Annotated in this window: 16 protein-coding genes and 1 pseudogene; 3 read left to right on the top strand and 14 right to left on the bottom strand. The window is 66.6% G+C overall.

The window, feature by feature from the left end; translation table 11 throughout:
• Nucleotides 1–11 precede the first annotated feature (11 nt).
• The 7 genes from QC818_RS14970 to QC818_RS14940 all read right to left on the bottom strand — a co-directional run bounded on the left by QC818_RS14970 (nt 12) and on the right by QC818_RS14940 (nt 4,080).
• Nucleotides 12–359, bottom strand: a complete 348-nt coding sequence (locus QC818_RS14970; protein ID WP_309653666.1) for a D-Ala-D-Ala carboxypeptidase family metallohydrolase — start codon at nt 357–359, stop codon at nt 12–14.
• Complete coding sequence (locus QC818_RS14965) at nt 356–667, bottom strand: hypothetical protein (RefSeq protein ID WP_309653665.1); 312 nt, start codon at nt 665–667, stop codon at nt 356–358. The genes QC818_RS14970 and QC818_RS14965 overlap by 4 nt, the downstream gene beginning before the upstream one ends.
• 7 nt (nt 668–674) lie before the next feature.
• On the bottom strand, nt 675–887 hold the full coding sequence (locus QC818_RS14960) for a tail protein X (protein ID WP_309653664.1): 213 nt from the start codon (nt 885–887) through the stop codon (nt 675–677).
• Nucleotides 887–1,357 carry a head completion/stabilization protein gene (locus tag QC818_RS14955; protein WP_309653663.1) on the bottom strand — a complete coding sequence of 157 codons (471 nt, stop codon included), beginning with the start codon at nt 1,355–1,357 and terminating at the stop codon, nt 887–889. Before QC818_RS14955 ends, QC818_RS14960 begins: the two co-directional genes overlap by 1 nt.
• Nucleotides 1,358–1,476: 119 nt before the next feature.
• Nucleotides 1,477–2,178: a phage terminase small subunit gene (gene gpM, locus QC818_RS14950; RefSeq protein WP_309653662.1), complete on the bottom strand. Its 702-nt coding sequence runs from the start codon at nt 2,176–2,178 to the stop codon at nt 1,477–1,479.
• 12 nt (nt 2,179–2,190) lie between these two features.
• Nucleotides 2,191–3,249 carry a phage major capsid protein, P2 family gene (locus QC818_RS14945; protein ID WP_309653661.1) on the bottom strand — a complete coding sequence of 353 codons (1,059 nt, stop codon included), beginning with the start codon at nt 3,247–3,249 and terminating at the stop codon, nt 2,191–2,193.
• Nucleotides 3,250–3,264: 15 nt separating this feature from the next.
• Entirely contained in the window at nt 3,265–4,080 is an 816-nt protein-coding gene (locus QC818_RS14940; protein ID WP_309653660.1) for a GPO family capsid scaffolding protein, read from the bottom strand.
• Between the two features lie 147 nt (nt 4,081–4,227).
• Between QC818_RS14940 and QC818_RS14935 the strand changes: the two genes are divergently transcribed.
• From QC818_RS14935 to QC818_RS14925, 3 genes are all read left to right on the top strand, one after another.
• Complete coding sequence (locus tag QC818_RS14935) at nt 4,228–6,006, top strand: terminase large subunit domain-containing protein (protein WP_309653659.1); 1,779 nt, start codon at nt 4,228–4,230, stop codon at nt 6,004–6,006.
• Nucleotides 6,003–7,076, top strand: coding sequence for a phage portal protein (locus QC818_RS14930; RefSeq protein WP_309653658.1), 1,074 nt, complete (start codon nt 6,003–6,005; stop codon nt 7,074–7,076). Before QC818_RS14935 ends, QC818_RS14930 begins: the two co-directional genes overlap by 4 nt.
• Before the next feature lie 139 nt (nt 7,077–7,215).
• Nucleotides 7,216–7,971: a DNA adenine methylase gene (locus QC818_RS14925; RefSeq protein ID WP_309653657.1), complete on the top strand. Its 756-nt coding sequence runs from the start codon at nt 7,216–7,218 to the stop codon at nt 7,969–7,971.
• A 1,035-nt stretch (nt 7,972–9,006) separates the two neighbouring features.
• Here QC818_RS14925 and QC818_RS14920 read toward each other — a convergent pair.
• The 7 genes and pseudogenes from QC818_RS14920 to QC818_RS14895 all read right to left on the bottom strand — a co-directional run bounded on the left by QC818_RS14920 (nt 9,007) and on the right by QC818_RS14895 (nt 14,621).
• The gene (locus QC818_RS14920) at nt 9,007–11,337 is read right to left on the bottom strand and encodes a copper-transporting P-type ATPase (RefSeq protein ID WP_374710096.1); all 2,331 of its coding nucleotides are present in this window, start codon (nt 11,335–11,337) and stop codon (nt 9,007–9,009) included.
• Nucleotides 11,338–11,566: 229 nt separating this feature from the next.
• Nucleotides 11,567–12,121: a hypothetical protein gene (locus QC818_RS14915; protein WP_309653656.1), complete on the bottom strand. Its 555-nt coding sequence runs from the start codon at nt 12,119–12,121 to the stop codon at nt 11,567–11,569.
• Nucleotides 12,118–13,128, bottom strand: coding sequence for an ethylbenzene dehydrogenase-related protein (locus QC818_RS14910; RefSeq protein ID WP_309653655.1), 1,011 nt, complete (start codon nt 13,126–13,128; stop codon nt 12,118–12,120). The genes QC818_RS14915 and QC818_RS14910 overlap by 4 nt, the downstream gene beginning before the upstream one ends.
• A gap of 44 nt (nt 13,129–13,172) precedes the next feature.
• Nucleotides 13,173–13,544: pseudogene (locus QC818_RS18395) on the bottom strand (ethylbenzene dehydrogenase-related protein); the annotation flags it as partial.
• 117 nt (nt 13,545–13,661) lie between these two features.
• Entirely contained in the window at nt 13,662–14,102 is a 441-nt protein-coding gene (locus QC818_RS14905) for a DUF411 domain-containing protein (protein ID WP_309653654.1), read from the bottom strand.
• The gene (locus QC818_RS14900; protein WP_309653653.1) at nt 14,099–14,242 is read right to left on the bottom strand and encodes a hypothetical protein; all 144 of its coding nucleotides are present in this window, start codon (nt 14,240–14,242) and stop codon (nt 14,099–14,101) included. The genes QC818_RS14905 and QC818_RS14900 overlap by 4 nt, the downstream gene beginning before the upstream one ends.
• Before the next feature lie 73 nt (nt 14,243–14,315).
• On the bottom strand, nt 14,316–14,621 hold the full coding sequence (locus tag QC818_RS14895; RefSeq protein ID WP_309653652.1) for a hypothetical protein: 306 nt from the start codon (nt 14,619–14,621) through the stop codon (nt 14,316–14,318).
• Nucleotides 14,622–14,659: the final 38 nt, after the last annotated feature.

Raw genomic sequence — 14,659 nt, 5'->3', positions numbered from 1 at the left:
TCCCGTGAGTCCTACCAGCGTGCCGGCCCGTCGGTGCGGGTATCGACGTGGGTGAAGGTGTCATAGCGCCCGATGCCGTAACGGCCCGGGTAGCGTTCGATCAGGTAGTCCTGCACCTGGGCCGGTGCGACGCCGCTCACCTGGATGTCGGCCGCGCGCCCCAGCTTGTGCTGGCTGTGTTCGGCGCCACCGATCTGAGCGTTATACGCGGGGCAGCGGCAGCCGCTGGTGACGAGGACCGGGGCCTCGAAACGCTCGCGGACGTCCTCGAGTACGGCGAGAGTTTCGCTGTCGATGGTGTCGAAGCCGCATCCGCATGAGCAGGCAAACTCGGCGCGCTGGAAGTGGGGAGAGATCATGAGCCGTTCTCCAGGTTGGTGACGCGGGTCTCGAGGTCGTGCACGGCGGCTCTGAGGCCGCCGATCTCTCGATCGGCGTCGGACTGTCGGTAGTAGAGCTCGCTCCAGTCGCGCAGCTCGCGCCGCAAGCTGGTGATCTGCTCGCCCTGATAGGTCAGGCGCTCCTGGAGGGCCACGGTGCTCTTGCCCAAGGCGACAAGTTCGAGCCCGGCCCAGCCGAGCAGGGCGACCAGTAGTAGCTGGATGCCGGTCTGCAGGTGCCGCTCAAGCATGGAGCGGTTGTCGGAGGCGGTGTCGGATTGGGCCATGATGTCCTCAGGTCCAGAGCTGGATGGTGGGTTCGCGGCTGGGTCGTTCAACGATGTCGGGCAGGGTGACGGGCGTGCCGTGGGGCAGGACCGGCCCCAGGTCGGCGAGCCCGGGGTTGGCTTTCAGCACCTGCTCGGTGACGCCCTGGGTGCGACCGTAGGCGCGGTAGCAGATGGCGTCGACGGTGTCGTGCTGCCGGGCGCGGACGGTGCGCGGCATCAAATCAGCTCGACGGTGGTGTGCGGGCGGCCCTCGATCTCGGCGACGGCCCAGTGGGCGTCGCGGCGATAGGCCTCCGCGGGATCCTCGAGCTCCAGGCCACGTTCGCGGGCCGAATTGGTGGCGTCGTAGTCGGCGTAGCGCTCGGCGAGCCCGGCATGGGCCATCGACATGACCGCGCGCAGGTACAGCGCCCGGTAGACGCCGGGGGCCTGCCAGATCGGCACAGGAATGTCGTCGATGGTCGGGTAGCCGGCAACGACCTGGGCGGCCTGCCAGTGGCGCAGCACGCGGTTGATGTGGGCCATGGCGGCTTCCAGGGCTTCCACCAGTCGCCCATCGGTGACGGTGCCATCGAGACGATGGCGCTCCCGGAAGTCGGCCGGTTCAAGATCCGGCCAGAAGCCGTTGTTCGCGATCGGCTCGGCGGTGGTGGTGGCCGCGGTCCCGGCGGAGACGAAGCTACTCATCGGCGGTGTCCTTGGATGCCCCAGGTTGAAGGGGGTGGGCGACGGGTCGAGGCGGCAGCCCTCGGGCTAACCTCTACCGTCGCGCCCCCTGACGTCGGCGTGCGACTCGGTTGCGCCGATCAGGCCGGGTTGGCCTGATCGGCATCGTTCTGCTGGTTGGCGTGGCTCTGGCGAAGCTGTCGCTCGAGGCGCTCGAGGTCCTTCTTCACGCCGGCCCGGTCGTTGAGTTCCAGGGCGCGGGCCAGGCTGGCTCGCGCCGGCTCGAGACGCTGGGCATCGCGCTGGGCATAGCCGAGGGACTTGTAGAGTTTGGCGCGCACCTGGTCGTGCATGTCGGCGTCGCGGGTCAGGTCCTCGACGGTCTCGAGCTGCTCGAGCAGGGCAGGGGTATCGGCGTCCTCGGCTTCGATCAGTCGCAGCGCCTGGTCGGCGACTTCCTCGGCGATGATCGCGGCGGTGCCGCGCTCGAACTGGTCGGGCGGGGTAAGGCCGTGCTGGAGCGCGTAGCGGGCGATGGCCACCGCGCCGGCGATGTCGCCGGCGTCGATCCGCCACAGCATCACGCGCATCAGCACGTCGTCCTGGGCGCCGCGGCCGGCCTGGAGCACGCCGACGACGTAGTCGGCGTACTTGGGCAGGATCTCGCGCTTGATCTCGGCTTTGCGCTCCATCGACTGGGTCGACTTGAGGCGTCGGTAGTCTTCGAACAGCGCGGCCTGCATCAGCTGGTAGGCGTCGCCCTGCATCGGGGCGTCGCCGGAGGCCTCGGCCGCCTGGGCGGCCGACACGCGCTGGAAATGACGTCGGGCGAGGGTGCTCATGGCGCTCCTTCCTTAACCGTTGAGGGCGGCCGGTGACATCTCGATGTTCTCGACCAGGCAGCCGGCACCGAAGTCCTCGACGACATAGCTGTCGTTGCTGCTCTCGTAGTTCTCGATGCGGTTGCGCTTGGGGTTCTCGGCGACGTGGCGGCGGCGGGCGCCGGTCTGCCAGTAGATCGAGAGGTTGTCGAGGGTGGTGACCAGGATGGCGTCGTCCGGGAAGTAGGGGACGTCCATGCCCTGCAGGCCGCCGATGCGCTTCTGGCTGATCACCAGGTCGGCGGCCATCTGCTCGCTGGGCAGGTTCTGGTTGAGCAGCGGGAAGTACTTGTCGGCCATCAGGCTGCGGCCGACGATCACCACCAGGCCGGGCGCACGGCGATACCAGGGCTCGATCAGGCTGTTCACGACGTCGTAGACCAGGGCGTCGAGGGTGGCGTAGTCGCCGACGATGCCGGTGACGTTGCCCTCGGCGTCCGTGGTCTTGGTGGGTTCGATCAGGATCTTGCCGGCAGTCTTGCCGTCCTTCAGCACCCGGGCCGGAGCCTGGGTGCGGTAGTGTTGCAGCCAGCCGATGTTCACGTCCTGGAGCATCGGGTTGGCGACCGGGTCGCTCTGCACCGCCGCCGAGGTGCCGTTGAAGCCGATCATCATGCGGTCCAGGGCCTGCTGCTGGACGATGGCGTCGCGGATCAGCGCCTGGAAATTGGGGAACTTGGCCCAGGCGTCTAGCTTGGCGTAGCCGACATGGGTGTCGAATTCGGTCATCCGGCATTCGTAACCCTGGGCGTCCAGCGTGGAGAGGTCGCGGGTCTTTCGGTCCTGGCTGGACACGTCGGTGCGGGCGGCGATCGGCCCGGAGACGCCGAGCGCGAGTTTCTCGCCCTTCAGCTCATCGACGCCGATCATGTTGATGCGGCCCAGGAAGTCGCTGGACTCCTGGATGCGTTTCTCCAGCCTCTGCTGGATGGTGGGCTCGACGGCGAACTTCTGGGTCGCATCGGGGACGCCGTTGAGCTTCGCCACCTGGCCGGCGAACTGGTTGAAGAGGATGCGGGTATCGTTGCGCATGAGTCGGGGCGTCCCTTAGCAGTCGGTTTCGATGGCGGTGTCGGCGCCGGTGGCGCGTGAGCGCTGGTGCTGCGCCCCGGGCTCGTTGTCGAGCCGGGTGAACAGCTCGTCGAAGCGGCCCTTCAGCGTCTCGTGGGCGTCCTTGAGCTCGTTGAAGGCGGTCTCGGAGGGGCGCTTGTTGAGCTCGGCGGCCAGGTCGGCGTGCTTCTGCACGAACAGCTCCATCGTCTGTTCGAGCTCAGTGCGGAAGGCGGCGAAGCCGGCCTCGGTCTGGGCGTCGTGCTTCTTGAACAGCGCCTTGACTCGTTCGGCCAGCGACGGCCCCTTGTCGCCGGAGTTATCGGAGAAGGTCAGCTCGGTCTCGACCGCGGCGGAGAAGAGGTTGTCGGGACGCAGTTTGCGACCGGCGAGCGGCGACTCGTTGCCCTGCTGGGCGCTGAACTGAAGCATGGAAGTGCCGAGCGAGGCGGGGGAGTCGGTGACCGCGAGCCCGGCCAGATACGCCTCGCCGCTGCCGGCGAAATCGAGGTCGATTTCCATCGACGTGTAGACCTTCTGGCGCTTCTCGACCATGGCCTTGAGCTCGTCGGTCGGGTCGATCTCGGCGAACAGCGCCATCTTGCCGTCGTCGCCTTTCTCGGCCTTGAGCGCGGTGACGTCGCCATAGGCCTTGAACGGGCTGTCCGGCAGCACGCCCTTGATGTGTTCCAGATTGACGCGGCAGCCATAGGTCGCGGGGTCAAAATTCTCGGCCATCTGGGTGAGCCATTCGGCGCTGATGACGCGACCGTCGGTCGTGGCGCCTTCGGTTCCGATACGATGCCAGGGCATGGAGGAAGCCTCGGTTGAATGGGCGGGTAGCGATTGCCGTCAGGTTCCGCGCCCACGGGGAATGGCTCAACGCGCTGGCGGTGTAAGTGGGGCGAATCACACCGACATGCCCGGCGTTGCCCATGCGCGCGCGGGTACGCTGGCGGCATGACACCGCACGCCCATATCGACGACGATCACTACCGGCTTTCCGCTCGGCACCTCTACTGGACGGGGTGGCGCATCGCGCGTATTGCCGAGTTCTTGGACATCCCCCGCGCCACGATCGACAGCTGGAAAAAGCGCGATGATTGGGACGCCGCCACGCCGACTCAACGGGTGGAAGGCGCGCTGGAAGCGCGCATGGTGCAGCTCATCTGGAAGGAGCAGAAGGAAGGCAAGGACTTCAAGGAACTGGACCTGCTGGGCCGACAGATCGAACGGCTGGCCCGGGTGCACAAGTATCAGGAGTCCGGGCGCGAAACCGACCTGAATCCGAAGATCGAACGGCGCAATGCCGGCGAGAAGCGCAAGCCGGCCCGCAACGATGTGGGCGACGAAGGCGTGATCCAGATCGTCGAGGCGTTCGAGGCCTCGCTGTTCGATTATCAGCGCACTTGGTACCGCGCCGGCCAGCACGAGCGGATCCGCAACCTGCTCAAGTCGCGCCAGATCGGCGCCACCTGGTACTTCGCCCGGGAGGCGATCGCCGACGCCCTGGAAACCGGCAAGAACAAGATCTTCATGTCGGCAAGCAAGGCCCAGGCGCACATCTTCCGCCACTACATCGTGCAGTTCGTGAAGGAGACCACCGGCGTCGAGCTGAAGGGCGATCCGATCATCCTGGCCAATGGCGCCGAGCTCCACTTCCTGGGCACGAATGCCAAGACCGCCCAGGGCTACCACGGCGATACGTTCCTCGACGAGTACTTCTGGATCCACGGCTTCGAGCAGTTCCGCAAGGTGACCAGCGGGATGGCGATGCACAAGAAGTGGAAGCAGACGTATTTCAGCACGCCCTCGAGCGTGGCTCACGAAGCCTACCCGTTCTGGACCGGCGAGCGCTTCAACAAGCGCCAGAAGAAGGCCGACCGGGTGTCGATCGACGTCAGCCACGCCGCGCTGAAGGGCGGGGCGCGCGGCCCGGACGGGCAGTGGCGCCAGATCGTGACGATCGAGGACGCCATCGCCGGCGGCTGCGACTTGTTCGACATCGACCAGCTGCGCCTGGAGTACTCGGACGACGAGTTCGCCAACCTGCTGATGTGCGAGTTCGTCGACGACACCCAATCGGCCTTCCCGCTCGGGATGATGCAGAAGTGCATGGTCGACAGCTGGGACGTCTGGCGGGATCTCAAGCCGTTCGCGCCGCGCCCCTACGGCGAGCATCCGGTGTGGATTGGCTACGATCCGGCCGGCGATGGCGAGGGAGGCGATGGGGCAGGGCTGGTCGTGGTAGCGCCGCCGCGCTCGATGACCGGCAAGCACCGGCTGCTCGAGCGGCATCGCCTGAAGGGGCGCGATTACGAGGCCCAGTCGGAGTTCATCCGCGAGGTGACCCGCCGCTACAACGTCACCTTCATCGGCATCGACACCTCAGGGTTGGGCGAGGCCGTCGCCCAGCTGGTGGCCAAGTTCTTCCCTACCGTGACCCGCTACCGCTACACGCCGGAGGTCAAGGCGCAGCTGGTCATGCAGGCCCAGCAGATCATCAACAAAGGTCGCCTCGAATTCGATGCTGGCTGGATGGACCTAGCCCAGTCGTTCATGGCGATTCGGCGCGAGCTCACCGCCTCCGGACGCCAGTTCACCTACACCGCGGGACGCAACAACCAGACCGGTCACGCCGACCTGGCCTGGGCGACCATGCACGCCCTGCACAACGAACCCCTCGACGGGCCGGTCGATCATGGCACCGGCCGATCCCTGATGGAGATGTTTGAATGAGTGAGCCCGCAGCAGCCAAGCCCCGGGTGCGAGTGCCGGCCTACCGGACCGAGGCGGATGCCGGCCAGCAGACACCGGCACCGGCGAAGGCCGAGGCGTTCAGCTTCGGCGATCCGGTACCGGTGATCGACGGCTACGACTTCTTCTACACCGGCTGCTGGATGCTGGGCAGCGAGTGGTACGAGCCGCCGGTGGACTTCCCGGCGCTGGCCCAGACCTACCGGGCGACAGCGCACCACGGCAGCGCTCTGCAGGTGAAGCGCAACATCCTGGTGGGATCGTTCATTCCCCATCCGCTGCTGAGCCGGCAGGCCTTCAGCGCCCTGGTGACCGACTACCTGGTGTTCGGTAACTGCTACCTCGAGCGGATCTTCGGCCGGCTGGGCAAGCTGCTCGCGCTACGTCCGGCCCGGGCCAAGTACGTGCGCCGCGGGGCGGACCTGGAGCGCTACTTCTGGGTGCCGAACTGGAGCGAGCGCAGTGAGTTCGCACCGGGCAGCCTGATCCACCTGCTCGAGCCGGACATCAACCAGGAGGTGTACGGCGTGCCTGACTACCTGGGCGCGCTGCAGTCGATCTACCTCAACGAGAACGCCACGCTGTTCCGGCGCAAGTACTACCTCAACGGCTCCCATGCCGGATTCGTGATGTACGTCTCCGACGAGGCCCAGAACCAGGAAGACATCGACGCCATGCGATCGGCCCTGAAGGAGTCCAAGGGCGTCGGCAACTTCCGCAACCTGTTCCTCTACAGCCCAAAGGGCAAGAAGGACGGCATCCAGATCATCCCGATCTCGGAGGTAGCCGCGAAGGACGAGTTCGCCTCGATCAAAAACATCACGAGGGATGATCAATTGGCCGGCCACCGGATCCCGCCGCAGCTGATGGGGGTGATCCCCAACAACACCGGGGGATTCGGCGACGTCGAGAAGGCGGCGCGCGTGTTCGTGACCAACGAGCTCGAGCCGCTGCAGGCCATCCTCAGCGAGATCAATGACCACGTCGGCCAGGAGGTCGTGCGCTTCCGGCCGTACACGCTCGAGGCGGCCAGCGAGCCGGCACCCGCCTGACACGAAAAAGCCCGGGACCATAGGCCCCGGGCACGCATCGCCGTGATCGTCCCTGATCATCAACGCCTTCCTGGCGCATCCAACGACACCGCAAGCATATCAAAAACTGGATAAATAAACAGGTGTTGTCAGGATGACCATGAAACCGATCCTCCCATGGATGGGAGGCAAGCGCCGCCTGGCGAAGGCCATCATTCCCAAGTTCCAGCCGCACAGGACCTATGTGGAGCCCTTCTGCGGGGGAGCGGCCATCTTCTTCTTGAAGGAGCCGAGCCCCGTGGAGGTGATCAATGACGCCCACGGGGAGCTGGTGAACCTCTATCGCATCGTCAAGCACCACCCCGACGAGCTGGTGCGCCAGTTCCGCTGGAGCCTGGTGAGCCGGGAAGAATATCTGACCCAGCGGGAGGTGAATCCGCGCCACCTCACGGACGTGCAGCGCGCGGCGAGATTCTTCTACCTGCAGAAGCTGGCCTTCGGGGGGAAGGTCCATGGCCAGACCTTCGGCACGTCAGCCACCAGCCCGCCGCGCCTCAACCTGATGCGCATCGAGGAGGATCTGAGCCAGGCGCACCTCCGGCTATCTCGCACGGTGATTGAGCACCTGGACTGGGCGGAATGCGTGACGCGCTACGATCGCCCCGAGACGCTCTTCTACCTGGATCCGCCGTACTGGGAGACCGCCGGCTACGGCACCGACTTCGGCCTCGAGCAATACGAGCGGATGGCCGAGCTGGCACGTGAGGCGAAAGGGCAGGTCGTCATCAGCGTCAACGACATCCCGGAGATGCGGCGAACATTCGAGGGCCTCAAGATCCACACCACCCAGATCAACTACACCGTCGGCAAACAAGCCACCGGGAAGCGGGGAGAGCTCATCATCAGCAACCGTTGACCGCACCCTGCTCAGCACCATCGGCCGCCCAGCTCCTGGGCGGCTTTTTCATGCCTGTTCGCCAGGCCGCCCGGCCACCCAGCCCGTGGCACCCCGCGGCGCGCCGTCGACACCCCGCCCCGCCTGCGCGCTAAACCTGTCCCTTTCCACGCACTCGTGCAGGGCGGCCCATACAGCCTGGCTGTGGGGCTTTGAGGCGGGTGACAGAGGGCGAGCAGTCATGCGGAATCATGCGAAATCAAGCAGCGCCCAGAGCAGGTTGTGAGGACGGGCTGGTAAGGGTGGCGTCTTGAGAAGTAGAGGGGGCCTCGGAAAAAGGTAACATCGGTCACATGGGGGTGAATTAAGGGGCAACTATCTGATCAATAGTGACTTTTCTGTTACCCCTAAAAGGTAACGTGAGGTAATGCAAAAGGTAACGCGCTCGCAAGGTGCTGTTTTTAAAAGATATGGATATTTCTCTGTGTGACCTCTCAAAAAGGTAACGCATTACCTTTGCATCACCTTTTTGTTACCTTTTGAACGACTGTTCGAATCCCTTTATATTCAGTATGTTAGGCGAGATTCTGGCAAGGCATTACCTTTGTTACCTTTTTCCGAGCCCCCCACGGATTCTGAGATTACCCCGCGCGACAGGCGCACACGCACGCGTCACGCGTATGTCCACCAGAACACCTGGGAACAGTTTGGGAACAAAATAGAAGAAATCTACGAGATGTGGTTCAATAGAATCAATTAGTTATCGTTGTCTAAGGCTATGTTGGAGGTTTCGAATCCCTCCCCCTCCGCCACAGGATATAGAAGGGGAGTCGAGCATTTAGCTCGACTCCCCTTCTTCGTTTTTTGGGTGTTGGGAAGGGGTTCGGGAACAATCCTGGGAGCGGTAAGAGCTCCAGGAGCATCTCGATCATGGTGGATACGGCCGACCCTTTGCTGTGATTGCACCTTCCGTCGCGGGGTTGGATCTAGGTGAGGCAGTAGAGCCTCTGGTCGATGAGCATGCACCACATCGGTCCGGCCCACGGGCATGCAAGATCAGATCCTCGCCTGGCGCAGGCGCAGCGCATTGCCCACCACCGAGACCGAGCTGAACGACATGGCGGCGGCGGCGATGATGGGGGACAGCAGCAGGCCGAAGGCGGGGTAGAGCACGCCGGCGGCGATAGGCACGCCCAGGCTGTTGTAGCCGAAGGCGAACGCCAGGTTCTGCTGGATGTTGCGCATGGTGGCGCGACTCAGCTTGCGGGCCCGTACGATGCCCGTCAGGTCGCCCTTGACCAGGGTCACGCCGGCACTCTCCATGGCCACGTCGGTCCCGGTGCCCATGGCGATGCCCACCTGGGCCTGCGCCAGGGCCGGGGCATCGTTGATGCCGTCGCCGGCCATGGCGACGAAGCGGCCCTCGGCCTGCAACGCCTTGACCTTGTCCGCCTTCTGCTCCGGCAGCACTCCGGCGATCACCTCGTCGATGCCCAGGTGCCTGGCCACCGCCTGGGCGGTGGTCTGGCTGTCGCCGGTGAGCATCACGATGCGGATGCCCTCCTCATGCAGGGAGCGGATCGCCTCGGGCGTGGTGTCCTTGATCGGGTCGGCCACGGCGACCAGCCCGGCGGGCCGGCCGTCGACGGCCACGAACATCGCCGTCTTGCCCTCGGCGCGCAGGGCCTCGGCGCGTTCGATGAGTCGATCGGCTTCGATCCCCTCCGCTTCCATCAGGGCCTGGTTGCCCAGCGCCACCGCCTGCTCGCCGATCCGGCCCTTGACCCCCTGGCCGGTGACCGAGTCGAAGTCGGTGTAGCGCTCGAGGGCGACGCCGCGCTCCTCGGCGCCCTGGACGATCGCCGCCGCCAGGGGATGCTCGCTGCCCCGCTCCAGGGTGGCGGCCAGGCGCAGCACCTGGTCTTCCTCGAAGCCCTCGGCGGCCACCACGTCCTGCAGCCGGGGACGGCCCTCGGTGAGGGTGCCGGTCTTGTCGACGATCAGGGTGTCGACCCGGCGCAACGTCTGGATGGCCTCGGCGTTCTTGAACAGCACACCCAGCGAGGCCCCCTTGCCGCTGGCCACCATGATCGACATGGGCGTGGCGAGCCCCAGCGCGCAGGGGCAGGCGATGATCAGCACCGCCACGGCGTTGATCAGCGCATGGGTCATCGCCGGCTCGGGCCCGAAGAGCCCCCAGACGATGAAGGTAGCCAGCGCCGCGAGAACCACGGTGGGTACGAAGTAGCTCGCCACCACGTCCACCAGGTTCTGGATCGGCGCTCGGCTGCGGCTGGCCTCGGCGACCATCTGCACGATCTGCGACAGCAGGGTGTCACTGCCGACCCGCTCGGCTTCGATGACCAGCGCGCCGGTGCCATTGATCGTGGCGCCGATGACGCCCTCGCCCGCCTGTTTCTCGACCGGGATGGGTTCGCCGGTGATCATCGACTCGTCCACGGAGGAGTTGCCCTCGACGACGACGCCGTCCACCGGCACCTTCTCGCCGGGACGCACCCGCAACCGGTCGCCGATCTGGACCCGTTCCAGCGGCACGTCCTCTTCGTTGCCGTCGTCGCCGATGCGCCGCGCGGTCCTGGGTGCCAGACCCAGCAATGCCTTGATGGCGGCATTGGTCTGGGTTCGGGCGCGCAGTTCCATGACCTGGCCCACCAGCACCAGGGTGACGATGACCGCGGCGGCCTCGAAGTAGACCCCTACCTGGCCGCTTGCATGGCGGAAGGAGGGCGGGAAGAGCTGAGGGAACAGCGTGGCGATCACGCTGTAGAGATAGGCGACGCCCACCCCCAGGGCGATCAGGGTGAACATGTTGAGGTTCCAGCCTTTCAGCGAGCGGTAGCCGCGCACGAAGAAGGGCCAGCCGCTCCATAGCACCACCGGGGTGGCCAGGGCGAGTTCGAGCCACACGCGGATGCCATGGGGCATCAGGGCGTCCATGTCCACGCCGGGGACCATGCCGCCCATGGCCAGCACCACGACCGGCACGGTGAGTGCGACGCCGACCCAGAAGCGCCGGGTCATGTCGACCAGCTCGGGGTTCTGTTCCTCCTCGGCCGTTACCTGGCGCGGTTCCAGGGCCATCCCGCACTTGGGGCAGTCGCCGGGCTCGTCGCGGACGACCTCCGGGTGCATGGGGCAGGTCCATTCCGTCTTGGTCGCCGGGGCCTGGGGGGCCGAGGGCTCCAGGGCCATGCCGCACTTGGGGCAGTCGCCGGGCTCGTCGCGCACGACCTCCGGGTGCATGGAGCAGGTATACTGGGCGCCGGCCTGCTGACTCGCCGTCTCTCGGCGCCTCGCGGTGCTGTCCCCGGTCAGTGCACCTTGCGAAGCCTGGCGGTGACAGTGCTCGTGCTGGTGTTGCGTCATGGCATCGTCTCCATCACTTCCCTGCAGGGCGTCGACCTCCTGGCCTGCCCCGATAGGCATGAACCGCCGAGGGGGTCGTTCAGAGGGCGGCGACGGATCGCCGACCGCTGACTCCTTTCCAGCCTAAAACCCCTGTGCTCCCCAAGGGTCAAGCCAGGGGAACACCAAGGTGGCGGATGGCACCGAACCTGGATCGGTGTCGGGCCCATCCCGATATGGGGGCAGGCGCCTAACGGGGTGCCCGCTTGGAGCGACGGAACCCCGGGACGGCGACGGCGATCGCCAGCAGCACCATCACGCCGAGCACCCATGTCGGCACGTAGAAGGTGGTGTACACCTCCCAGCCGAGCAGGCGGGGCAGGGCGGAGAAGACGGTCGGGGCCCCGGTCAGGTGACCACCCAGGGTGCCGGTCAAGGCGAACAGCCAGGCCCCCAGCAGGCCCAGCACCACCAGGGCCAGGCCGCGCCGTCCGGCGAAGGCGTCGCGGCCGCCGACCCACACCAGCACGAGCAGCATCAGGTAGACCGCCAGGGACCAGAAGGCCATCAGCAGATGGTTGCGCGACAGCGGGCTGTGCAACAGGGCCTCGAGGGTCCAGATCCCGTAGCCGCTGAGGATGGTGGCCAGGGCTCCCAGGATACCGAGGATCAGCACCGGCAGGAGGGCGACCCGGCAGAGGTCGGCGAGCCGTCCCCGGGCCAGCACGCCGACCAAAATCATCAGGCTGGCCAGTGCCCAGAAGGCGACGGGAAAGTGGGCGAGCATATGGTGCATGCCGGTCATGGTGTGCCTCCCGGGTGACGGCGCCTGAAGGCAGGCAGCAGGCCGATGAACAGGCCGGCCAGCAACAGCAGGCCGGCGACCAGGGTCAGGGCCCACTGGCGCTGGATGGCGTCCTGGAACTCCATCTCCACCCCATAGTGGGCCAACTGGTGCTCGTCGTGGTGGGCTCGCACCGGGAGGCCCGCCACGATGTCCCCGGCGCCGGCATGGGCCTCACCGATCAACAGCGGCCAGTCGACCTGCCCCGGGTAGTAGAGCGTAAGGTCGAACCACGGTTGGGACCAGTCCGGCGTACCCGCCGTCACCGGCGAGGCGAGGATGTCGGCCTCGCGTCCCAGGCCCAGGGAGTAGGGGAGGGACACATAGTGCCAGCGGCTGCCGGTGGCGTTGCGGTGCACGGCGAAGGCCAGGTCATAGCGCCCCTGCGGGGCGAAGGCCTTGTCGTCCGGCTGGCCGGTGTCGAGGTCGCGGACCAGGGTCACGTCCCAGTAGCCGTCCGCCCACCGGGCGTCGCCGGCGACCCGGATGTCCCCCCGGGAGCCCTCGCCCTCACGCAGCAGCCGGCGGGGGATGACGTCCCCCTCCTGCCAGTCGTGGTCGGGATCGAAGGGCACGGCGAAGGACTCGGCGAGGTAGTAGAGGCCGTCGAAGTCGACGCGCTCGGCGGTGATATCTTCCCAGCGCAGGGCATGACGCTCGGTGGCCTCGGGGTCGAACATCCACTGGGGCCGGGCGTTCTCGGCGTCCCAGTTGGTGGTGTAGGGCCCCCGGCCGGCGTCGCTGTGGCGGTGTTCCCCGACCCACTGGTCGTCCGACATGCCCACCGCATTAGAGCGGCCGGCTCGCCAGTGCCAGAGATCGAGGAAGTAGCCGCTGGCCTGCTGGGCCGCCAGATGGGATGGTTCAACGACGCTATCCCACTCGGCGACATCGCGACGCGTTTCGGGCAGGTGCTTGCGCACCTCGGTCTGGCCGAGCGTCTCGCCCAGGTGGGGATGGGCGGCCACGGCCTCGGCGGGGCCTCGTCGCTGAAGAAGCGCATGCGGTCGCCCACGGTGATGTAGCCGCCGTAGCGCCCGAAGTCGGGCACGCCGCCGTCGTCGACCAGCATGGTCACCCGGTCCTCGTAGGTGCCTGCCGGCTGGGGGCCGACGGGGGAGGCGCCATGGCGGACCCACTCGCCGTCCGTGTAGCGCAGCATGTCGTGGTAGACGTGCGGCCGCTCGGTCGGCCAGCGATAGCGGAACCAGATGCGTTCCTCGTCATGGGCCACCTTGACCTGCAGCGGCATGGTCAGCCGGTCGGGGATGTAGAGGTTGCGGGCCGGATCGTCGTGGATCACTCCGCTTCCCTGGGTGGCCCAGGCCAGGCCCAGGCCCACCAGGCCGCCGGCCAACAGCAGGGGAATCGCCTTGTCGCTCATGCCGACCACTCCCGAGCGGTGGAGATGATCTCAGCATAGGGGCTCCCAGCGCGGGGAGCCCTTGATGGGGATCAAGCATCCGGTCCCTCGGTGGGTGGATGTCGGCTTGTGATTCTGTCAGAGCGTCATGAAGGGCGTGTCCTGGTGGTCGCGGAACTGGTAGACCTCGTAGGGCTCCCGTTGTGGCCCCGGCATGCCGGGGGTGCCGATCGGCATGCCGGCGAGTCCGATGCCGTCGGTGTCGGGGCGTTGTTCGAACAGCGCCTCCACCGCCGCCAGGGGCACGTGCCCCTCGATCACGTAGCCGCCCATCACGGTGGTATGGCAGGCGCCGAGCCCGTAGGGCACGCCGGCGTCCTGCTTGACCTCGCCCAGCGGTCGGTCATCGACGATGGTGACGTCGACACCCAGGCGTTCCAGGTGACGGGCATAGCCATCGCAGCAGGCGCACTGGGGATTCTTGTAGAGGGTCGCCTCGTCCGGCAGGGCGGCATGGGCGGTGGTGGCGCCCAGCAGCAGGCCGGTGGTCAGCAGCAGGCGGGGGAAGGTGGGGGTCATGAGCGATCTCCCTTGTTGGATGTCAGCAGATACTTGATGAGGGCGGCGATGCCGAGGCCGAGCAGGAGCAGGACGGCGAGCGGCATCAGCCAGCCCAGCACGCCCATGTGGCCCATGGTGGCGAAGCAATCGGTGAACATGTTGCGCCTCCCGAAGCGGGACTTTCGTGAACGGATGACGATCGGGTGACGGGCTCGAGCCCGCAGGGGAGACTCAGCCCCGTGGAGGGCGCCGTGGCGGCTGGGGCACGTGTTCACTCACCGCGATGGCCGGGGTGAGCAAGGGAGAGCGCGGTGTCATGACCGCGGGAGGGGTGGCGGCGACGGGAGCCGCGCAGTGGGCATGGCAGGAATCCGAGGTCTCGAGAAGCTCACCCTGGAGATGGGCGCAGTCGACCTGGCAGGCCTCCGTCGTCGCATGGCTGGACAGGCTGGCGCAGGCGAACACCATCATCAGCAACAGCGCCATCAGGCGTGGCCAGGGGCGGTGATGCGACGGTGTCCAAGTCCGCAATGCCATGACGGGTTCCTCGGGAGCTCGACGCCTATTGAACCCCG

It is taken from the genome of Halomonas koreensis, from assembly GCF_031451675.1.
Lineage (GTDB): Bacteria > Pseudomonadota > Gammaproteobacteria > Pseudomonadales > Halomonadaceae > Halomonas > Halomonas koreensis.
Note: the sequence above shows the minus strand (reverse complement) of the source record. Positions and strands in the feature narration are given on the sequence as shown.